The sequence below is a fragment of the Vicinamibacterales bacterium genome (assembly GCA_035699745.1).
Taxonomy (GTDB): Bacteria; Acidobacteriota; Vicinamibacteria; order Vicinamibacterales; family 2-12-FULL-66-21; genus JAICSD01.
Window position 1 is genome coordinate 23,257 of sequence record DASSPH010000054.1, and the last position, 21,619, is coordinate 44,875.

The 21,619-nt window shown below is 70.0% G+C and carries 16 protein-coding genes; 9 read left to right on the top strand and 7 right to left on the bottom strand.

Features of this window, described 5'->3' with window-relative positions; all coding sequences use genetic code 11:
- Positions 1–4: 4 nt before the first annotated feature.
- Positions 5–2,452 (bottom strand): ABC transporter permease, encoded by a 2,448-nt coding sequence (locus VFK57_11585; GenBank protein HET7696343.1) that lies wholly within the window; start codon positions 2,450–2,452, stop codon positions 5–7.
- A 197-nt stretch (positions 2,453–2,649) separates the two neighbouring features.
- Here VFK57_11585 and VFK57_11590 point away from each other — a divergent pair, with 197 nt between their 5' ends.
- Genes VFK57_11590 through VFK57_11615 form a run of 6 tightly spaced genes read left to right on the top strand, consistent with a single transcriptional unit; the run spans position 2,650 to position 8,500 of the window.
- The gene (locus tag VFK57_11590; protein HET7696344.1) at positions 2,650–2,913 is read left to right on the top strand and encodes a hypothetical protein; all 264 of its coding nucleotides are present in this window, start codon (positions 2,650–2,652) and stop codon (positions 2,911–2,913) included.
- Between the two features lie 12 nt (positions 2,914–2,925).
- The gene (locus VFK57_11595) at positions 2,926–3,513 is read left to right on the top strand and encodes an OsmC family protein (protein HET7696345.1); all 588 of its coding nucleotides are present in this window, start codon (positions 2,926–2,928) and stop codon (positions 3,511–3,513) included.
- A gap of 6 nt (positions 3,514–3,519) precedes the next feature.
- Positions 3,520–4,803, top strand: a complete 1,284-nt coding sequence (locus VFK57_11600; GenBank protein HET7696346.1) for an NAD(P)-binding domain-containing protein — start codon at positions 3,520–3,522, stop codon at positions 4,801–4,803.
- Complete coding sequence (locus tag VFK57_11605; GenBank protein HET7696347.1) at positions 4,769–5,914, top strand: FAD-dependent monooxygenase; 1,146 nt, start codon at positions 4,769–4,771, stop codon at positions 5,912–5,914. The genes VFK57_11600 and VFK57_11605 overlap by 35 nt, the downstream gene beginning before the upstream one ends.
- Before the next feature lie 50 nt (positions 5,915–5,964).
- Positions 5,965–7,605 carry a winged helix-turn-helix domain-containing protein gene (locus VFK57_11610; protein ID HET7696348.1) on the top strand — a complete coding sequence of 547 codons (1,641 nt, stop codon included), beginning with the start codon at positions 5,965–5,967 and terminating at the stop codon, positions 7,603–7,605.
- Between the two features lie 10 nt (positions 7,606–7,615).
- A complete protein-coding gene (locus VFK57_11615) occupies positions 7,616–8,500 on the top strand; it encodes a TIM barrel protein (protein HET7696349.1) in 885 nt (294 codons plus the stop codon).
- 7 nt (positions 8,501–8,507) lie between these two features.
- Here the strand turns inward: VFK57_11615 and VFK57_11620 are convergent, their stop codons facing one another.
- Positions 8,508–10,844, bottom strand: a complete 2,337-nt coding sequence (locus VFK57_11620; protein HET7696350.1) for a helix-turn-helix domain-containing protein — start codon at positions 10,842–10,844, stop codon at positions 8,508–8,510.
- Positions 10,845–10,960: 116 nt separating this feature from the next.
- Here VFK57_11620 and VFK57_11625 point away from each other — a divergent pair, with 116 nt between their 5' ends.
- A complete protein-coding gene (locus VFK57_11625; protein HET7696351.1) occupies positions 10,961–11,962 on the top strand; it encodes a D-2-hydroxyacid dehydrogenase family protein in 1,002 nt (333 codons plus the stop codon).
- A gap of 144 nt (positions 11,963–12,106) precedes the next feature.
- The gene (locus tag VFK57_11630) at positions 12,107–12,772 is read left to right on the top strand and encodes an outer membrane beta-barrel protein (protein HET7696352.1); all 666 of its coding nucleotides are present in this window, start codon (positions 12,107–12,109) and stop codon (positions 12,770–12,772) included.
- Positions 12,773–12,850: 78 nt separating this feature from the next.
- Here the strand turns inward: VFK57_11630 and VFK57_11635 are convergent, their stop codons facing one another.
- The 3 genes from VFK57_11635 to VFK57_11645 form a co-directional block, all read right to left on the bottom strand.
- The gene (locus VFK57_11635; GenBank protein ID HET7696353.1) at positions 12,851–15,037 is read right to left on the bottom strand and encodes a DUF5916 domain-containing protein; all 2,187 of its coding nucleotides are present in this window, start codon (positions 15,035–15,037) and stop codon (positions 12,851–12,853) included.
- A 139-nt stretch (positions 15,038–15,176) separates the two neighbouring features.
- Positions 15,177–18,257, bottom strand: coding sequence for a hypothetical protein (locus VFK57_11640; GenBank protein HET7696354.1), 3,081 nt, complete (start codon positions 18,255–18,257; stop codon positions 15,177–15,179).
- 61 nt (positions 18,258–18,318) lie between these two features.
- Positions 18,319–19,119 (bottom strand): ion transporter, encoded by an 801-nt coding sequence (locus VFK57_11645; protein HET7696355.1) that lies wholly within the window; start codon positions 19,117–19,119, stop codon positions 18,319–18,321.
- Positions 19,120–19,348: 229 nt separating this feature from the next.
- Between VFK57_11645 and VFK57_11650 the strand changes: the two genes are divergently transcribed.
- Positions 19,349–20,299: a trypsin-like peptidase domain-containing protein gene (locus tag VFK57_11650; protein ID HET7696356.1), complete on the top strand. Its 951-nt coding sequence runs from the start codon at positions 19,349–19,351 to the stop codon at positions 20,297–20,299.
- A 6-nt stretch (positions 20,300–20,305) separates the two neighbouring features.
- Here the strand turns inward: VFK57_11650 and VFK57_11655 are convergent, their stop codons facing one another.
- Positions 20,306–20,575, bottom strand: a complete 270-nt coding sequence (locus VFK57_11655; protein HET7696357.1) for a response regulator transcription factor — start codon at positions 20,573–20,575, stop codon at positions 20,306–20,308.
- Between the two features lie 112 nt (positions 20,576–20,687).
- The gene (locus tag VFK57_11660; GenBank protein ID HET7696358.1) at positions 20,688–21,581 is read right to left on the bottom strand and encodes a trypsin-like peptidase domain-containing protein; all 894 of its coding nucleotides are present in this window, start codon (positions 21,579–21,581) and stop codon (positions 20,688–20,690) included.
- Positions 21,582–21,619 lie beyond the last annotated feature (38 nt).

A 21,619-nucleotide genomic window follows, 5' to 3' on the forward strand; every position in this document is an offset into this window, starting at 1 on the left:
GCGGCTATTCGTCGCGCAGCGCAATCAACGGATCGATGCGCGCCGCGCGCCGCGCCGGCAGATAACTGGCGAGGAGCGCCACGCCGATCAGCACGAACGACACCACCGCGTACACCGCGGGATCGGTCGGACGCACGTTGAACAGGAGGCTCGTCATCGAGCGGCTGAGGAGCGCCGCGCCGACCAGACCCAGCGCGACGCCGATGCCCCCTTTCCACAGCCCCTGCCGCAGGATCAGCCCGGCAATCTGCCCGCGTGACGCGCCGATGGCGCTGCGCACGCCAATCTCGCGCGTCCGCTGCGACACGTCGTAGGCCAGCACGCCGTAGATGCCGAGCGCCGACAGGAAGAGCGCCAGACCGGCGAACGCGGCGAGCAGCAGCATCACCGCGCGGCGGTTGTCAAACGACGAATCGACCGCCTCTTGAAGGCCGCCGGCGTCGAACAGCGGAAGCTTGGGATCGATCTCGCGCACCTTGGCGCGCAGCGCCGAGACCACATCGCCCGCCGGGCGTGACGTGCGCATGAACATCGTGAACCCGCCCGGCCGTCCCCCCTGCACGACCTGGTACACGAACGGGTTGCCGCTTCGTTCTTCCACGCCGTTGTGCGGCACGTCCTTCACGACGCCGACGATGGTGGGCCAGTCTTCCGGCTTCGCCGGCCGTCCGCCGAAGCTGAAGTGTCCTCCGACGGCGGACCGGTTCGGGAAGAACTTCCGCGCGAAGCTCTGATCGACGACGAACGTGCGTCGGCCGGGGGCGGTGTCCGCCTCTTCGTAGAAGCGTCCCTCCACCAGCCTGAGCCCCAGCGTCTCGAGATATCCCGGCGTCACGATCACGCGGTAGGCGCCCGGCTGCGGCGAGCCGGGCGGCAGCGTATCGTTCTCGAGGGTGAAGGCGTTGATCGGCAGTCCGCCCTGGAACGGCGTCGACGCGGACAGCGCGACCGACGTCACCCCGGGAATCTCGCGCATCCCCTGCAACAGACGCTCGCGGATCTTGCTGGCCGCCTCGTCGCTGGCGCGGTGCTCCCGCGTCAAGGCAATCCGCGCGGTGACCACGCTCCCGGCGTCGAGGCCGGTGTCGACGCGCAGCGCCTGCGCGAAACTGTGGATCAGCAGGCCGGCGCCGGTCAGCAGCATCAGCGCCACGCCCACCTGCGCGACGACGAGCACGCTGCTCAGCGCGCGGACCCCGCGGCTCGAGGACGAGCCGCGCGAGCTGCTCTGGATCACGGACGCGAGATTGGTGCGGACGATGTGGAACACCGGGATGAGGCCGATGAACAGACCGATGGCGATCGCCAGCGCCACCGCGAACCCGAGCACGCGCCAGTCGAGCGACGCCGGCAGCGACTGCGGCATCATCCTCGCCAGGTAGATGTTCGTGACGCGCAGCGCGCCCCACGCCACGGCGAGGCCGAGCGCGGACCCGAGGGACGTCAGCAGCAGGCTCTCGAGGAGGAATTGCCGGGCGATCGTGCCGCGCCCCGCGCCGAGCGCCGATCGAATCGCCATCTCCGACTGCCGGGCGTTCGAACGCACCAGCAGGAGGTTGGCGACGTTGAAGCAGCCGATGAGCAGCACGAACGCCACGCCCCCCTGCAGCATGAGCAGCGTCGGCCGCACCGGCTGCACCCGCTGCTCCTGCACGCCGCCGACGTTCATGGTCATGCCCGACCGGTCCACGAACGCTTTCAGCTGCGGCGGTCCGGCATCGACGTAGCGCTTCTCCAGCGTTTTCGCCTCGGCGTCCGCCTGCCCGGCGGTCACGCCGGGCTTCAGGCGCCCGAACAACTGCAGGCCGACGCCGTAGCGGCCCTGCGGATTCTCCTGCGCGGGCGTCCAGCTCAGAGGCACGACGAACTTCATCCGCGCGTCGAACGCTTCCAGCACGCGCGGCGCCACCCCGACGACCCTGTACGCCTCGTCGTCGATGCGCACCTCGGCGCCGAGAACGTCCGGACTCTCGCCGAACTGGGTCTGCCAGTACGACTGCGTGAGCACGATGACCTTGTCGGCGCCGGGCCGGTTCTGCTCCGTGGTGAAGAAGGCGCCGATCAACGGCTGGATCCGCAGGATGTCGAACATCTCGGCGGTCATCCGCACGCCGGGCACGCGGACCACGGCGTCCTTGTCGCCGACCAGGCCATAGAAGAACGTCCACAGTCCGAGGCGCTCGTACGAGGTCGCGTTCTTCGAATAGTCGAGGTAGAACGGCACGTTCGCGGGCATGTGGTGCAGCCCCGCCTTCGACGCCGACGTGTAGAGCTCCACGATCCGATCCGGTTCGTGATACGGGAGCGGCTTCAGCATCAGCGAATAGACCGTCGAGAAGATCGCGGTCGTCGCGCCGATGCCCAGGCCCAGCGTGATCAGCGTGGTGGCGGTGATGCCCTTCGATTTCCAGAGCAGGCGGAAGGCGTGACGCAGTTCCTGAATGGATGTCATTGGCGAGGGAAGTCCTGGAAGGAGATATACGTGTGACGGCGGAACTCGTTCGGTAATCGCACAGGCCCCCTGCCCGACTCCCGCCGCAATCCCGGACTAATCCCGGCCGGTTCTCGGGACTCCAACCGGCCCCCCCTCCTACTCTGTGCCCATCGCAATTGGACATCGCCCGATGAACGGGCAAGAGGAAGGACAAGATGAAAAGCAAGCTTCTCTCTGGTGTATTGGCGGCCGCCGTGGCGGCGCTGGTGGGCGTCCCCGCCGTCGCCGCCGCGGCTCAGCCGGCGTCGCAGTTGTGGACGATCGTGGTCCACTTCGAGTACGCGGACGGCTTCAACTACGACTACCCGCTGAGGACCGGCGTGCCCACGTCGGAGGTGCCGGGCTATCTGGCCGACTGCGGCCGGGCGCACCAGCAGCCCTCGGTCGTTCTCTTCCGCTGCTTTCCCATCCCTGAGTAATTGGAGGACATCATGCCAGTCGAAACGACGTTGAAGACACGCCGCGAGCGCCTCCCGCTCAACGGCGTCGACACCCCGACCCTGTTCGCCACGCTGGACGCGGTCAAGGGCCAGCCGGAGCTGGCCAAGTTCCAGTTCCGCGCCCGGAACCGGTGGCAGAACGGCACGCTCAGCGAGTCGACGATCTCCACCTTCTCCGGAGCCGGCGGCGAGCACGCGCACAAGACCGCCTTCAAGGTGGCGGCGGACCATCCCGCGGTCCTCGTCGCCGAGGATCGCGCGCCGCTCCCGGTCGAGTACCTGCTCCACGCGCTGGCGTCCTGCATCACCGGCGGCATCGCCAACATCGCGGCGGCGCGCGGCATCACGCTGCGTGAAGTGGAGTCGACGATCGAAGGCGACATCGACCTGCTCGGCATCTTCGGGATGTCGAAAGAGGTTCGCAACGGCTACCAGGGCATCCGCGCCAGCTTCTCGATCAAGGGAGACGCGACCCCCGAGCAGCTGCAGGACATCGTCGAGCAGTCGCGGGCCCGTTCCGCGGTGTACGACGTGCTGACCAACGGCGTTCCGGTCTCTCTGTCGGTCAACGCCGGCTGAACCACCGTGCGCCGAACGGACGTCCTCATCGTCGGCGGCGGCCAGGCGGGGCTCGCAATGAGCCGCTGTCTGGCCGCCATGCGAATCGAACACGTGGTGCTCGAGCGCGGCCGGGTCGCCGAGCGCTGGCGCAGCGAGCGGTGGGACTCGCTCCGCCTGCTCACGCCGAACTGGATGAGCCGTCTTCCCGGCTTCAAGTACGACGGGCCCGACCCTGACGGATTCATGAGCACGAGCGAAGTGGTGGCGTTCTTCGAACGCTACGCGACATCCTTTCCGGCGCCGCTCGAAACGGGCACGTCAGTCGATTCCATCGAAGCGGCCCACGGCCAGTTTCGCGTGACCACGTCCGGCGGGGTGTGGCTGGCACGCAACGTCGTGCTCGCCACCGGCTATGCGGATGCGCCGCTCGTGCCCTGGCTGGCCGCGCGGCTGGACGCCGGCGTCCTGCAGGTCGTGCCGCGCGACTACCGCAGCCCCGCGGCCCTGCCTCGCGGCGGCGTCGTCGTGATCGGCGCGTCCGCCACCGGCATTCAGCTGGCCGACGAGATTCAGGCGAGCGGACGCCAGGTGGTGATCTCGACAGGACAGCACCTGCGCGCGCCGCGGCGCTATCGCGGACGCGACATCATGTGGTGGCTCGATCGCGCGGGTATCCTCGACGCGACGGTGGAGTCGGTATTCGACGTGGATACGTCGCGCCAGGCGCCGTCTTTTCAGCTCGCCGGCCGTCCGGACCACGCCACGATCGATCTCGAACGGCTTCGCCGCGCCGGCGTCATCGTGACCGGCCGCCTGAAGGCAGTCGACGGACACCGGCTCCAGTTCGACGACGACCTGGTGAAGACCACGGCAGCGGCTGACGTCAAGCTCGCCAGCCTGCTCCTGCGGCTGGATCGCGCCGCCGGCGATCTCCGCGAGCCGGTCGAGGCCGCCGAACCGTTCGAGCCGCTCTGGCCCGAGTTCGTCAGCGCGCCGACCGGGCTCGATCTGCAGGACGCCGGCATCGAAACCGTGATCTGGGCGACGGGCTACACGCGCACGTATCCGTGGCTGAAGCTTCCCTTGCTCGACGCGCGTGGGGAGCTGCTGCATCAGGGCGGCGTGACGCCGTGTGCCGGCGTGTACGCGCTGGGCCTTCCGTTCCAGCGCACCCGCAAGTCGGCCTTCATCGACGGGGTCGGCGCCGACGCGCGTGTGCTGGCGGAGCACATCGCCGTTCGGCTCGGCCACGGCGTTCTGAGGATTCCCGGACATGATACGAGACACGATTCCCGCATTGCGGTATGACGTCGTCGTCGCGGGCGCGCGGTGTGCCGGGGCGGCCACCGCGCTGCTGCTCGCGCGCGCCGGACACCGCGTGCTCCTGATCGACCGCGGACGGTACGGCACCGACGCGCTCTCCACTCACGCGCTCATGCGCGGCGGCGTCGTCCAGCTGCATCGATGGCGCGTGCTGCCCGAAGTGATTGCGAGCGGTACGGCACCCGTGCGGAAAGCGACGTTCTACTACGGCGCTGACGCCGTCACGGTGCCGATCGCGCCGCGGGACGGGATCGACGCGCTGTACGCGCCGCGGCGGCACGTGCTCGATCGACTGCTGGTCGACGCGGCGGCCGCGGCCGGCGCCGACGTCGTCTTCGGCGTCCATCTGCGGGACCTGCAGCGCACGGCCGGCGGGCGCGTCGCCGGCGTGGTGCTCGAGAACGACGCCGGGGAGGTCCATCGCCTGGCGTCTCGCGTCGTGGTCGGCGCCGACGGTCTGCGGTCGACCGTCGCGCGCCTGGTCGACGCGGCGGCATACCGTGTCGGACGGCATGCGAGCGCGACGATGTATGGCCACTGGAGCGGGCTCGACGTCGATGGTTACGGGTGGTACTTCGTCGAGGGCCTGAGCGCGGCGGCGATTCCAACGAACGCCGGCCAGGTGTGCGTCTCGCTGTCGGTGCCGGGCGCCGAGTTCACCCGGCTGTTCGCGCACCGCCCGGACCGCGCCTTCCGCGAGCTGCTGGCGCGGGTCGCACCGGATCTGGCGAAGCAGATCGACGGTGCGGGTCATGCGCGTCTCAGCGGATTCGGCGGTCAGGAGGGATTCTTCCGGCGCGCGCACGGTCCGGGCTGGGCCCTCGTCGGCGATGCCGGATACTTCAAGGATCCGCTGACGGCGCACGGCATCACCGACGCCCTGCGTGACGCGGAGCTGCTCGCTGCGGCCATCGGCGCGGAATCCGACGCCGCGCTCGCCGAATATCAGGAGCAGCGGGACGCCGCGAGCCTGGCGCTCTTCGAGGCCACGGACGAGATCGCATCCTTCAATTGGAACCTGACCTCGGTGCGACCGCTGCACGAAGCGCTCGCCCGGGCGATGTCGCGCGAGGTGAAGCTGCTGCTTCGCACCTGATAACCCGTCCGTGCGGCCGGTCCGGAAATATACTGTGAGCCGGCCGCTCCATGATCCAGAGTGTCGGCTTCGGCGACTACAACTTCCAGCTCGATACCGGACAGCTATGGTTCCGGGGGCGCGAAGTGCGCCTGACCCCCAAGGCCGCCGCCGTTCTCAAGACCCTGGTCGCCAACGCCGGCTCCCCGGTATCGAAAGCTGACCTGTTTGCGTCCGTCTGGCCCAACATCGCCGTTACCGACGATGCGCTGACGACCTGTATTCAGGAGCTGCGCCGCGTCCTGAATGACGATGCCAGGCATCCGCAGTTCATCGAGACGCGCCACCGCCGGGGCTACAGGTTCATCGCGCCGGTCTCCCGGGAGGCGCCCGCAGCGCCGGAAGCGCCCGCCCGCACCGTCCGCCCGATCGCCTCGATTGCGGTGCTGCCGTTCGCGGACATGAGTCCCGCGCACGATCAGGAATACCTCTGTGAAGGGCTGGCGGAAGAGCTGATCAACGCGCTGACGCATGTCGACGGTCTTCGCGTCGCGGCGCGCACCGCCTCGTTTCAATTCCGCGGCAAGGGCGAGGACATCCGCCTCGTCGGCGAGCAGCTGAACGTCGAGGCGCTGCTCGAGGGGAGCGTGCGCAAGTCGGACGACCGGCTCCGCGTGACGGTTCAGCTCATCGAGGTCTCGACCGGCTATCACCGCTGGTCGCACCGGTTCGACGGCCAGTTCACGGACGTGTTCGCGATTCAGGATGAAATCGCCGAGAGCGTGGCGGCGTCGCTCCGCGGCGGCGCGGCGGCGCCGCGGGAGCGGAAAGCGTCACATCGGGCCGCGACCGCACCCGCGGCCTACGAGTTGTACCTGCGGGGACGCCAGCGCCTGCACCGGATTCAACACGAGGATCTGACGTGCGCGGTCGACCTGTTCAGGCGCGCGATCGAGCTCGAGCCGCGTTACGGCCCCGCCTACGCGGGACTCGCCAGCGCGCATGCGACGTTGTACGAGTGGTTCGGCGCGAAGGACGCCGATCTTGCCGGCGCCGAGCGCGCGAGTCAGCGCGCGCTCGAACTGGCACCCGATCTCGCGGAGGCGCACGTGGCGCGAGGCTGCGCGCTCGGGCTGATGCGGCGCTACGAGGACGCCGCGCGCGAGTTCGAGGAATCGATCCGTCTCAACCCCAACCTGTTCGATTCCTACTACTGCTACGCGCGGACGCGTTTCGCGCGCGGCGACGTTCCCGGGTCCGCCACCCTGTTCAAGAAGGCGGCGGAAATCCGCCACGAGGATTTCCAGAGTCCGTTCCTGCTCGCCCAGTCGCTCAAGATGCTGGGGCGGGAGGACGAGGCGTCGGCGTGGAGGCGCGAAGGGATCCGCCGCGCCGAACACGCGCTGCTGCTGAATCCGCGCGACGGCCGCGCGATGTCGCTCGGCGCGCTGTACCTGCTGGAGGAAGGGCACGCGGAGCGCGCCGTCGACTGGTCGCAGCGCGCGCTCGAGCTGAACCCGAACGACATGAGCGCACTCGGGAACGGCGCCTGCCTGCAGGCCAAGCTCGGAAATGCCGAGCGCGCCATCGCGCTGCTCGAGCGCGTCTCGGCGCTCGGCTTCGGCCAGCGCGACTGGTTGGAGCGCGATCCCGACTATGCAAACCTGCGCGACGACCCCAGATTCCAGCGGCTGCTGACGACCTTCAAATAGGATTGCCCACATGACGACCAGACGCACGTTCCTCAAGACGCTTGCCGGAGCCGCCGCACTGCCGCCGCTCGGCGTGTTCGAGCGCCTGGCTGCGCAGCGCGCGCTGCAGCATCCGGCGACGGGCACGATAGGGCTCCAGCTCTATAGCCTGCGCCACCTGTTCGAGAAGGGGGACATCGCCGGCACGCTCGCGATGGTGCGCGGCTGGGGGTTCACCGACGTCGAGGCGGCGGGCACGTACAAGCTCAGCCCCGAGGACTTCGCCGCGCAGGTGAAGAAGGCCGGCCTGCGGATCGCGTCCACCGGCGGGGACTTCAATCAGCTCGCGAAGGACGCCGGCAGCGTCATCAAGGACGCCAGGACGCTCGGCGCCCAGCAGGTGATGTGCGCATGGATCCCGCACGAAGGGCGGTTTTCACGAGCCGACGTCGACAAGGCGGTGCCGGTCTTCACGCAGGCGGGACGGGCGATGCGCGATGCCGGCCTGCGGTTCCTCTATCACGTGCACGGCTACGAGTTCCAGCAGGGACCCGACGGGACGCTGTTCGACGCGCTCGCCCGGCAGACCGAGCCGGGCGTGGTCGACTTCCAGATGGACGTCTTCTGGGTGGTGCACGGCGGCGGCAATCCCGTCGAACTGTTCGCGAAGTACCCGAACCGCTTCCCTTCCACGCACCTCAAGGACATGCGCAAGGGGACGAAGATCAACGAGCCGACGGGCAGCGCCCCCGACGACACCAGCGTCGCTCTGGGCGAGGGCATGGTCGGGATCGCGGACGTGCTTCGCGCCGCGAACGCGGCCGGCGTGAAGCTGCATTTCATCGAGGACGAGCATCCCGAGTCCGAGAAGCAGATCCCGCGGTCGCTCGAATACCTGGCCCGGCTGAAGCTGTGATGCCGCGTCAGGCGCGCGTCATCCGATCGATGTCGTCCAACAGCGCGTCGACCGAGGCTTCGCGCCCCACCGCGTAGGCGGCCGCCCATCGATCGGCGCCGAGCCGGGCTCGCGCCTCGCGTTCCGCCGCCGCGTGCAGATCCAGGATCGTCGGGTCGCTGACGTTGACGCCGGTGCTCGCGCTGATCGCGTCGCGCGCCCCGAAGATCCGGGCCGCCCACGCGTCCTCCCCCTTGAGCGCCGCCGCCGCCGCGAGCGGAACGAGGCTGTAGAAGTACGCGACCTTGTCCTGCAGATCGCGAATACGCGCGAGGTTCTCGCGCACCAGCGCGATCGCGCGATCCACCTCGCCGCGGCGCAGCGCCAGCATCGCGCGGATGTACGCCCCCAGCGCGTGGAACCAGGGGCCTTCGTCTTTCAGCACCGCCGCGGCTTCGTCGAGGAGACGTTCCGCCTCGACGGCGTCGCCGGTGGCCAGCGCCACCTGCGCCAGGCCGCTCAACGACAGTCCGGCACCCCACGGAATCGCCGCCGCGCGAAATCGCCGCGCGCCGTCCAGGAATCGAACCCGCGCCGCGTCGGGGCGGCCGAGCGCAAATTCGACGTGGCCGAGGAGATGCGCCGCCTGGCCAATCATCTCCTCGTCCGCCGCCGCTTCTGCACGCCCCATCGCGCGCGCCGCCGCGTCGAGGGCTCGCGCATGTTCCCCCTGCCAGTACAACATGATGGCGGCACCGATGAGCGTTCGCACCTCGGCTCCCTGGGGAACGAGCCGGAGGCTGAGAATCTGCTCGTACCACCGCTGCCCTTCCGGCGCATGCCCCCGGATCAACCAGAAGAACATCAGCGGCCACGCGATCCTGGCCGCGTCGCCGGGGCGGTTGCGCTCGATCAGCCACGTGAGCGCGGCGCGGTAGCTCTCGAGATCGTCCTGGACGCGGCCCAGCCACTCGGCCTGCGCCCGTCCGATCAGCCCCGCCCCGGCGAGTTCGGCTTCGGCAGTGCAGTAGCGCGTCAGCCCCTCCATCGCGGCGTCGTAGTCACCCGCCGTGCGGAGTTCGGCGCCGGCAAACGCGCGCACCGTCTCCAGCATCACGAAGAGCGGCCGCGTCGACGCCGGCGCGTCGCCGCGCAGAAGAAGGCTTCTGTCGATCAGACCGGCGACGGTCCCAAGCGCCTCGTCCGTGGACCGCGGCACGCCATCACGTCCCGCGCAGACCGCGGCGGCGGCCTCGATCGGAAAACGGTCCGGCAGGACGCCGAGCTGCCTGAACGTGCGCTGCTCGGGCGGACCCAGAAGCTGATAGCTCCATGCCACGGTCGCGACCACCGTGCGTTGCCGCTCGGGGAGATCGCGCGGGCCGACGGTCGAGAGCAGCACGTCCTGCTCGAGCCGCCGGAGCAGCTCCTCGGGCGTCAGCGTCTTCATCCACGGCGCGGCGAGCTCCAGCGCGAGCGGCAGCGTGTCGAGCCGGCGGCATACGGCAGCGACGACGGCCCCGTTCTCCGGCGTGAGCCGGAAGCCGGATTGCACGTCGCGCACCCGCTCGACGAACAGCCGCACGGCGGGTATCCGCGCCAGTTCGTCGGCAGGCATCCGATCGCAGTCGGGCGGCAGCATCAGCGGGCCGACCGCGAACTCCCGCTCGCCGCGCAGGTGCAGCGGCGCGCGGCTGGTGACGAGCAGTTGAAGGGCCGTGACCGACAGCAGGAGATCGGCGAGCAGCGGCGCGACCTCGATCACCTGCTCGAAGTTGTCGAGCACGAGCAGCGTGCGGCGATCGGCCCCGGCCGCCCGCGCGCGCCTGGACAGATCGGCCGCCGTGACGTTCGACAGTCCGAGCGCGTCGCCGATCGCCGACGCGACGAACGCCGGACTGCGGATCGCCGCCAGCGGGACGAAGATCACCCGCGTGGCCCCGTCCCCGGCGATCCGGCGGGCGACTTCGAGCGCGAGGCGCGTCTTCCCCACCCCGCCGGGTCCGGTGAGGGTGACCAGACGAACCTCGGGATCCGCGAGCCATTCGGCGAGCCGCCGGACGTCCGGCTCGCGCCCGAGAAGCGGTGTCGGGGCGAGCGGCAGCGAATCGTCGCCCGGCGCAGTCCCCGCCGATCCGCGCGCGCTCTGGAGGAAGGCGTCGCGAACGTCGCCGGTCAGATCCAGCGCCGCGGACAGCGCGCGGACCGTCTCGAGCTGCGGACGGCGCCGCTCGCCGCGCTCGAGCGCGCTGACGCCGTGGACCGACAGCCCGGCGATGGCCGCGAGCTCCTCCTGCGTGTAGCCGGCGGCTTCGCGCAAGGCCCTGAGCTGCACCCCAAACGTGCGGGGAGCGCTGACGGTCATGACGCGACCATCTTACCGCCGGGCGTATGGGCGGTGTACGAGCCGTGTGCGGCCACTGGGGGCGGCGCCTCGGCCCGGTCACGCTCACACTGGGGTGAGACGACGCGAGCATCGCCATGCAGATCACGATTCTCGATGACTACTTCGATACGCTCCGGACCCTGCCCTGCTTTCGCAGACTGGACGGGCATCAGGTCGAGATCTGGAACGATCACGTTCAGGACACCGGCGCCCTGGCTGAGCGCCTCAAAGACACCCAGGTCCTGGTCCTCATCCGCGAACGGACCGAGATCAGGGAGCCGCTGCTCGCGCGGCTGCCGGCGCTCGAGTTGATCAGCCAACGCAGCGCGTACCCGCACATCGATGTCGATGCCTGCACCAGGCTGGGCGTGATCGTGTCGTCGAGTCAGCACCCGGGCACGCCTTCGTATGCCGCCGCGGAACTGACATGGGCGCTGATCCTTGCGGCGGCGCGGCAGATTCCGCAGCAGATGCAGTCGCTCCGCGCCGGCGCGTGGCAGTGCGGCCTCGGAACGACCCTGCGCGGCAAGACGCTGGGCATCCACGGCTACGGACGCATCGGCAGCACCGTCGCCGGCTACGGCAAGGCGTTCGGCATGCGTGTCCTGGTCTGGGCACGCGACGCGTCACGGCGCCGCGCGGAACAGGACGGCTGCGAGATCGCGGCCGGCAAGTCCGCGCTGTACCAGCAGTCCGACGTCGTCTCGGTGCACCTGCGCCTCGTCGAGGAAACCCGAGGGATCGTCACCGGAGCCGACCTGGCCTGCATGAATCCGTCGGCCCTGTTCGTGAACACCAGCCGCGCCGGCCTGGTGGAACCAGGCGCCCTCGTTCGCGCGCTCGCCGAGGGACGCCCCGGGATCGCTGCGGTCGACGTGTTCGAACAGGAACCGCTGCGCGATCCGGCTCACCCGCTGCTGATGATGCCGAACGTCCTGTGCACGCCGCACATCGGGTACGCGACGCGGGACGAATTCGAAATCCAGTTCTCGGACGTCTTCGATCAGATCGTGGCGTACCACCAGGGGCGCCCGATCAACGTCGTGAACCCCGAGGCGCTCCAGCATTGCCGCAGGCCGGCGCGGCGCCGTCCCTGACGGTTCTGTCCTGGAGCTTACGGTTCTGAGACGGCTCGTCCCGCCGCGGCGCGACGGATCCGCCTGCGGCGGCCGCAACGCGCGGATCTCCGGCCGTACGCCGGCGGCATCCGGTTTGGAGAGCCGCCGGGCATGGCTTCAACGATGCGCGCACTCACGATCACGGCGCTCTGCGTGCTGGCCCTGCCGGCCGCCGCGTGGAGCCAGGAACAGTCCGACGGTTTCGCCAGAAACGGCGCCTACCTCGCCGTGTCCGGCGTTCCCAACTTCACCCTCGACGGGCTCACCTTCGACGGCGCGACCGTCTACAAGCAGGTCGACGGCGAAGAGTTCATGATCCTGCCGCGCCTGAAGGCGAAGACGTCCGTTCGTGCACTCGTCGGGTTCCGGACGACGCGGGGCGCGTTCGAGATCGGCTACGAACAGACCCGGCACGTCGGCACGTTCCTCGATATCAGCGGGGAGGCCACGTTCCACTCGCTGAACTTCGACGAACGGATCTTCTTCCTGACCCGCGGCCACATCCAGCCGTACGGGTTGGTCGGGCTGTCGGCGCCGTGGCTCACGGTGAAGGATGGCAGCTTCCTGGATCCCGACGTGGCCGACGGCACCTTCCGCGGGTTCGGCGTCAACAGCGAACTGGGCGTCGCGGTGTTCGTGCACCCGCGCGTCGGCATCACCGCCGGCTACCGTTACCGCGCGATGTGGTTCGACAAGGCCAGCGGCGTCAGCGAGACGAACTACAAGCTGCGGCCTCGCTTCCGCGAGACCGCCGGCAGCCTGGCGCTGGGCGCCTCGTTCACCTTCTGACGCCCGGACCCCAGTCCCCGGAAGCCGCGGCTGCAGGTCGCGGCACGCGTCAGTCCCGGCCTCGCGGTGAAGGCGCCCTCAGAAACGCCGCAGGTATGAGGCCTTGAGAAACAGTCCGCGGTTGATCATGACGTAGCGCGGCGTCGACGCCGGCTCGACGGATCCGAAGCCCTTCTCGTACAACGATCCGTAGCCGGCATGGAACACCGTGCCGGGCACGAACTCGTACGACGCGAGGAAGTCCGTCAGGACGCGGTCCTGCGAGCTGTCGTAGCGCGCCAGCATCCGCAGCAAGAAATGCTTGTCGAACTGATACGTCGTCCTCGCGTTGACGATGTTCACCGCGTAGACCTGCGCGCCCGTTTCGGGACGCCAGAACCGGTTCCGGCTGAACTCGAGATCCTGGGAGAGGTGCTGGCTCGGACGGATCGTCGTCTCCACGCCGTAGTAGCGCGCGCGCCCCTGGAACGGCGCGGTCTCGTCGTAGAAGATCGCCGGGCCGCCGCCGTAGCTGGCGGACAGAAACAGCCACCCCAGCGGCTGCATGTTGCCGAAGAAGTTGAAGTCGCTGCCGATCCGGTACTTCGTCCCCTTCCACGATTCGTGGCCGCGGCCGTGCGAGAAGTTGAAGAAACCCTGCCGCGTGAGGTTGAAGCGGATGCCGGTGTGCAGGTAGTCCTCGTCGCCGTTCTGAATCCGGTCGCGGCCGTACTTCGCGAAGTAGAACGGATGGATCCGCTGCAGCCAGGCAGACTTGGGATAGAAGTTCAGCTCGCTGAACGACCACACGCTGGTGAAGCCGGTGCGATTGTAGAACGCCGTGTCCATCACGAAGTCTTTGTCGTAGTGCTCCGCCTGATTGGTGCTGAACCAGCGCCGCGTCGCGTAGGTGTAGGTCGCCTGCGCGGTGCTGCCGGCGACCGAGGATTCGGCGCCTCGCGGATCGCTCGTGCGCGAGGCGAGGAACGTCGCCGAGAACGAGTGCGCCTCGGACGGCCGCAGCGACAGGTCCCCGCCGCCGACGAGGTTGCGCCGGCCGTCATGCTGCGTGTGCGTGAAGATGCCGCCGACGTAGTCGGAGCGCTGCAGCCCATACGTCGCTCGCCCGACGGTCGTCACTTTGTTCGCCACGTCGATGGGCTCCCCCTCGATCGTGAACGGCGGCGTCGGGCTGTCGTCCACCGCATTCAACACGCCGAAGGCGGTCTTGCCCATGGTTCCGGTGAGCTTCGACCCGTAGATCGGATCGACGATGCGGCGGGTGTGGACGGCGGTGCGCATGTTGCCGTCGCCGCCGGTGCCGGCGATGTTGAAGAGGCCCATGCCTTCCATGAAGAACGGACGCTTCTCGGAGAAGAACACGGGGAAGCGTTGGTTGACCTGGACCTGGAACGCATCGCTCTCGACCTGGCTGAAGTCGGGGTTGATCGTGCCGTCGAGCGTGATGCCGGACGTGATTCCGAGCTTGCCGCTGGCGCCGAAGTTGTACTTGTCGTCGGCGGGACCCCAGTTCTTCGCCGCGTCGCGCTGCTGATTGACGCCGTAGGTGACGCTCGGCAGCAGCTCGACGAGACGCCGCGGCTTCAGGTTGCCGAACACCAGCCGCGACGGACGATCGAAGACCCATTGCCCCGGCCGCATTTCCGGCCACGCGTACGAATAGCCGATGCGGCTGACCTTCCGGAAGAAGACGAGATTCATCCGGACTTCGTCGCCCCCGGCGAAGCGCAGGGTCTGCAGCGGAATCTGCAGTTCGACGACGTAGCCGTCGCTCGTGGTCCTGGCGGCGCTGAACCAGACCATGTCGGCATCGAACTGCTCGCCCGACGCCGAGGTGTTGAGCGCGTCCATCTGGCTGGCGCTCGGATTGGAGAAGAGGTGATACGCCGCCTGCCCGGTGCCGGCGGAATCGAGGCTGATGGCGATCCAGTCGTCGCTGAACGCGGCGTCGCGCTTGGCGACGTTCGTGCGGATCTTCGCCGGCTCGTTGTCGAGGCAGTGGAAGGCGAAGTAGATGTTGCGGTCGTCATAGGCGATGCGAACGTCCGTCTTGTAGACGTCCGGCATGTTGTCGCCCCGATTCGGGTTGTAGGAGACCCACTGCCCGGTCGGCATGGGCGGCTGCGTCCACGCCTGGTCGTCGAGCACGCCGTCCAGCTTCGGCGGCGCCGACGCGCGCGGCACGCGGTACTCAACCGGGGTTTGTGCGAAGACGCCCTGGCCAACACAGAGGCAGAGCGCCAGGGGGAAGAGGAGCCGTTTCATATCGAGTCATGCATTAGACGGATGCGCGGCCGGGACCGTTGCGGACTGAACGGCAAAGGTTTCAGCAGCGGCCGCAGTCGGCTCCGATCGGAACCCGGGCCCGCCGGCCGATCTCGATGTTGATGAGGAAAGCGAGCGCCTAGGCGCGGAGCCGAAGGGCAGGGGCGGCACGGAACCAGCGGGACAGACGTCCGCCGCGATCGGACCGTGCGTTCTGTGCTCGTCTCTCGGGACCGGCAGCCGACGCGCGGCGCGGCAGGTGGATCTTCACGACGAGATTGCCGGCCGGCTGAGCCTCCAGCCAGAGATGCCCGCCGCAGGTGCCGACGAGATCGACGAGCGCGGTCAGTTCGACGCCGGGCCGATCCAGGGGTACCGCCTCGCCTGCCGTGAACCCCCGCGGTCCGCCGATGCCCGGCAGCTCGGTCACGGTGATCAACACGTGGTGGCCGGGACGCACGTGCGGGTAGCGGCTGACGAACCGGCGCCCGAGCGCCGTCGCTTCCACGTCGATGCGCATCTGGCCGCCGTGCGGCATCCGCTGGCGAGCGTAGCCGGCGACGTTGACGAGCACCCGCTCCAGCCGCTCGGCCTCGACGTCGACGTCGAACGCGCCCGAGGATTTCGTGAGCACCAGCGCAATGCGATCGCCGACGACCCGCTTCAGGACCGGCGCGAGATCGCTCAGCACGCGCTGCACCCTGACGGGCGCCAGCGCGCGGACCTGTTGATCGCCGTAGACGCCGAGCTGGCGCAAGTAGCTGGCGGTACGCGTCACGTCGGTGAGCAGCCGATCTCCCTGCCGCAGGGCGTCGGCGCCGCCGCTCAGCGTCGCCCACTCCCGCACGCCGCGCGCCACGTCGCCGAGGAGCGCGTCGCAGGTCGCCGCCACTTCGGAGGCCAGGCGCCCCACCGCTTCCATGCGCTGCGCCAGCCGCAGCCGCTCTTCCAGCGCGCGCACCCGCGTCACGTCTTCGGCGACGATCTCCACCGATCCGGCTGCCGTCGCGGCGGCATGAAGCCGGACGACGAGATCGCGGCCGTCCCGCGTCTGCCACACCGTTTCCACCGACTCGGTCCGGCGGACCGTCCGCGTCCGCTCCAGCAGCCAGCCAAGATCGCCGGCGCAGTCGACGACGGCCGCGGCGAACTCGACGTGGCGCAGCTCGTCGGGGCGGCGCACGCCCAGCATCGCGGCGAAGGTGTGGTTGGCGTCGGTGATGACGCCCTCGGGGGTGCAGTGGCACAGGCCGTAGGGCGCGCGCTCGAATTCGCGGCGGCGCTCCTTCTGGCTGGTTTCGAGCTGCATCTGGAGATCGGGGACGAGCGCGGCGTCGCGGCGCAGCGCGTCGGCGTGCGCGCGGGAGGCGTCGAGCGCCGTGCGCAGCGTGTCACGTTCGTGCTCGAGCCGCGCGACATCCGCGCCGCTCGCGGCCAGCGACTGTCGCAGCACGGCCTCGGCTTCCGCAAACGCGGCCTGCGAGGCCTGCTCCGCGGCCCGATGGCGCTGTGCCTGTGCGGTCAGCTCGCTGTCGCGCGTCGCCACCACGCCCTCGAGCCGGGCGCGTTCCGCCGCGTGCTCGCCGGCGATCTCTTCGAGCGTCTGGAACGCGGTCTGCAGCCGGTCGAACGACCCGCGCAGGTGATCGTACTCCGTCGAGACGCGCTGGATTTCCGCCGCGCCGGTGAGCCGCGTGCGCTCGTGCGCCTCGTGGGCCTCGTGGGCGTCGCGCAGCGCCTCGGCGCGCTGCTCGCGCTCGCGGGTCAGCTCGCCGCGCAGCTCGGCGACGTGGGCGTCGACCGCCCGCCTCTGCTCGCGGCCGCGGGCGCGCTGCACGCGAAGCGCGCGCGCGAGGCGGCGGCGGCGGCGCGCCGTTTCGATGCGCAGGCCCGTCAGGCGCGTCGATAATTCCGTTTCCCGCACGGTCGCTGCCGCAAGCGCATCGGCCGCGCGCTCCAGCTCCGCACTGTGCCGCTCGACCGCATCGTCCAGAGCGGCCTCGGCGGCGGCAAGCTTGCGTTCGGCACCGGCTCGACGGTCCGCCTCCTGCGCGAGCAGGTCTTCGAGGGCCGCCTGACGCTCCGCTGCCTGCGCGAGCTCGATTTCCGCCCGCTCCCGCGCGTCGCGATACTCGGCGTCCCGCTCTTCCAGCCGCCGTTCCAGCGTCGCCCGCGCGATGCCCGCTTCCACCAGCGCGGACGCGAACTCTGCTTCGCGGCGCGCGACATGCTCGGCGGCCGCGGCCTCGGTCCGGACGAGCTGCTGCTGCAGCGACGCGCGCTCGCTCGCGTGCTCGCTTGCGGCGGCGTCGTACTGGGCCTGGACGTCGGCGAGCCGTGCCGCCGCGCGGGCCAGTTCCGTCGTGTGCCGGTCGCGCGCGTCTTCGAGCGCCGCCTCGGCCGCGGCGAGCCTCTGCTCGAGACCGGTCCGGCGATCCGCTTCCTGGCCGAGGAGATCCTCGAGCGCGGACTGACGCTCGACCGCCGCCGCCAGCTCGATGTCCGATCGCGCCTGCGCCTGGCGGTGCTCGGCTTCCGTCTTTTCGAGCGCGCGCGCCAGGATCGTGCAGGCGGTCCCCGCTTCGTGCAGCGCGCCGCCGAGTTCGGCTTCGCGCCGCTGCAGGCGCTCCGCGGCCGCCGCGCGCTCGGCCGCTCGCGCTTCCTGCGCTTCGTCGAGGGCTGCGGTCGCCGCGGCCAGATCGATCGCCAGGCCATCGCGCGCCTGCAGGGTCTGGGTGAGGCTGGCCGTGAACTCGGCGTGTCGCTTGGCGACCTGATCCGCGAACGCGCCGGCCTCCGCCGTCCGGCGCTCTTCGGCGGTGCGCAGCGCGCTTTCCAGCTCGAAGACGCGCTGCTGCAATGCGGTGCACAACCGGGCTTCGCGGGCGAGCGACGCGTTGTGCTTCGCCTCGACGCGGGCGACCCGACCGGCCGCTTCGGCTTCGGCCTCGCTGAGCGCCCGCGCGAGGAGGTGCCGGCGGTTCCGATCGCGATCCGCCGCGTGGCCGACGATTCTGGGGAGAATCCGGTCGACGAACCAGGCGCTCTCGCCGGGGACCGCCACGACGACGGCCGCGGCGTCCGGATTGCCGTCCAGCCACTGGACCGCCGAGGCCGGGCTGGCCGCGGTGGCCAGCGCGACGTTCTGTGCAGTTCCGTGCAACGCACGGACAGCCGCCTCAGCGGCGTCGCGGTCGGGTGTGACGTACAGGATCTTCATGGAGCGGGCAGACCCGTCAGGCCACTTATCGGCCGATGCCGCCCGGGCAACAGTCCCCGGCCTACCGCCCCGCCCGAAGCCGCGCCTCGACCTCCGCCAGCCGCTGCCGGGCGGCCTCGATCGCCTCCAGCACGCCGCGATGGACGCTCTCGCGGTCAGCGTCCGCCTGCTGCTCGTGCTTGACCGACTCGAGGTTGTTGATGACCACCGCGATGAACAGGTTGACGACCACGAAGACGGCCACGAAGACGAAGCTGCTGAAATAGATCCAGGCCAGGGGATAGGTGCCCAGCACCGCTGCCTGGATTTCCACCCAGCCTTCCAGCGTCAGCATCTGGAACAGCGTCAGCAGCGCGGCCGGCAGCGACCGCCAATGGGCCGGATCGGCCTCGCGGAAGAAATGGAAGCCGAGCACGGCGTAGACGTAGAGCAGCAGGCTGAGCAGCAGGATCACGTGCCCCATCGACGGGATGGAGCGGACCATGGTGCCGATGATCAGCCGCAGCTCGGGAAAGGTCGAGACCAGGCGGGTCACCCGCATCAGGCGCGCGAGGCGCGCGACCATCGCAAAGGGGCCGGCCTGCGGCAGCAGCGACGCGGCGACGACGACGAAGTCGAAAACGTTCCAGCCGTTTCTGAAAAACGCCCCGACGCGCGGCCAGCACGCCAGCAGGCGGATCGTGATCTCGATGACGAAGATGCCCTGAATCAGGACCTCGGCCGCGGCGATGATCGGGCGGTACCGCGCCGTGAGCGCCGGCGACGTCTCGACCCCGATGAGAATCGCGGCGAGAACGATCACGGCGAGGATGAAATGCTGAAACTGCGTACTGTCGGCGGCGCGGCGGGCGATCGCAATCACGGCGCCATTATCGCCGCATCGCGCCGAGGGCACCTTCGAGCCCATCCACTCCCCGGGGCGCGGGTCTTGCTCGCGGCTCGCAACCGCCGCGAGCGCGGGACGCGGGAGTGCAGGAGATCCGGCAGCGCGGCGGCCGGGCGGCCGCCGTGGACGGCGACGCGGGCCGGGGCGCATCCGCACCGCCCAAATGGGTGAGGCGGGACGCCGACCGGATCGCTAGGATCCGGAGATGCCGGCCCGGCCCGATGCGTGGTCAGATGCCGATCTGCTCGACGACTTCTCCCGCACCGTCGTCAGCGCCGTCGACGTCGCCGGACCGGCCGTCGGACGGATTGAAGCCGGCCGCGGGCAGGGATCCGGGTTCCTGTTCACGCCCGACGGCTTCCTGCTCACCAACAGCCACGTCATCCGGGGTGCCGGCCGCATCACCGTCGCGCTGCCTGACGGACGCACCCTCGCGGCGGATCTCGTCGGCGACGATCCGCACACCGACCTCGCCGTCCTGCGAGTGACTGGACGGGACGGCGACGCCGGGCCGCTGCCGTGGATTGCCTTCGCGGACTCCCGCGCGGTGCGAGTGGGGCAGATCGCCATCGCCATCGGCACGCCGCACGGACTGCAGCACTCCGTCACCTCCGGCGTGGTCAGCGCGCTTGGACGATCGCTGCGGTCGCGAACGGGGCGCCTGATGGACGACATCCTCCAGAGCGACGCCGCGTTGAACCCGGGGAACTCGGGCGGTCCGTTGATCGACTCGCGGGCGCGCGCGATCGGCGTGAACACCGCGATCATCCTCGGCGCCCAGGGGCTGTCGTTCTCGATCGCGAGCAATACCGCGCGGTATGTCGCCGCGCGCTTGATGCGCGACGGCCGCATCCGCCGCAGCGTCATCGGGTTCGCCGGCCAGACGGTCACCGTGCCGGCCGCGCTCGCCCGCGCGCACCAGGTGGCCGCCGCCGCCGGCGTGCAGGTCGCCGCGGTGGAGCCCGGAAGCCCTGCGGAGACCGCCGGCTTCCGTGAAGGAGACATCATCATCGCGATGGCCGGCAGCCTGGTTCCGGGCATCGACGAGCTGCACAAGCTGTTGACGGAAGAGCGGATTGGCGTGCCGACGCCGGTCGTCGTCCTGCGGCGCGGCGCACGCCGGCAGCTCACGGTCGTCCCGGCGGAAGCAAAATGAAGACGGTCAGAGCGCGATCAAGCCGCGCCGCACCGCCCGCCGCACGATCGCGGTCCGGGACGGCGCGTCCAGCTTTCCCGCGATCGACGCGACGTGGAACTTCACCGTCTGATCGCTGATCCCCAGCCGCGCCGCGATCCCCTTGTTCGACAGTCCTTCGGCGAGCAGCTCGAGCACCTGCACTTCGCGCGCGGTGAGGGGTTCGGCGGCAACGAAGTCGTCTGCGCCGGACCACGGCGCCTCGTCGGGGGCGACGATCCAGACGTCGCCGCCCACCGCCCGCGCCTCGGACGCATCCCGCGCCTCGGCCGCGATCGGCAGCGCGCCGTTCAGAAGCGTGCGCAGACGCGCGCGGACCGCCGGCGGACCGACGAGGACTACGCGAGGATCACGCAGGCCGCTCCTCCAGCGTCACCGTGACATCGGCCGGAACGCCGCCCCGCAGCACGCGCAGCGTCAACGGGGGCCCCACACGATCGCCGCGAAGAATATCGAGCAGATCGTCGGGCGAAGCCACCGGCTGACCGTCCAGGTCGAGGATCACGTCACCTACTATGACGCCGCCCCGTGCCGCCGGGCTCCCGCCAGTCACGGCGACGACCAGCGCCCCCCGATCGCGCCCGCCGGCCGACTCTGCTGAAATCTGCACCTGCTGTGCCGCCACCCCCAGGTATCCGCGCCGCGCGCCGCCGTGCTCGAGAATCGCCGCCGCGGTCTTCCAGGCAATGCCCGCGGGGATGACGACGCCGAGTCCGCGGATCCGCGCCGCGGTGGCAACCCCGGCGAGCGCGCCGGCCGAATCGAGGAACGCGCCGCCGGAGAAGCCATCGTGCATCGGCGCGGTGGTCCGGAAGATCTGGTCGATCGTCCGCCGGCGTCCGGTCTGCAGCGGGCCGCCGATCACCGACACGATCCCGGCGCTGACGGTGACCGCGTTGCTCCACGAGCGCGCGACTGCGAGCGCCAGACTCCCGACGCGCGGCGGCTGCTCCGCCGGCTCGAACGGCGACAGCCCCAGATCGGGCACCCTCAGAACGGCGAGGTTCGTCGCCGGGTCCCAGCCGGCGAGCTCCGCCTCCGCCGCGGAGCCGTCCGGCCGGACGACGCGCAATCCCTCGTCGCGTCCGATCGATCTCGTCGTCGTCAAGACGACGTTCTCCGCGAAGACGACGCCGGTGCCGGGGCGATGGCGTCCGTGCACCTGCACGACGGACGGCGCGGCGGCCGCGGCGATGCCGGCGAATTCGTTCGAGAGCTGGGCGAGGAGAGAGGTGGTAGCCATGCCGCGATCCTCTCGCGGATCGCGGCGATGGCGCATCA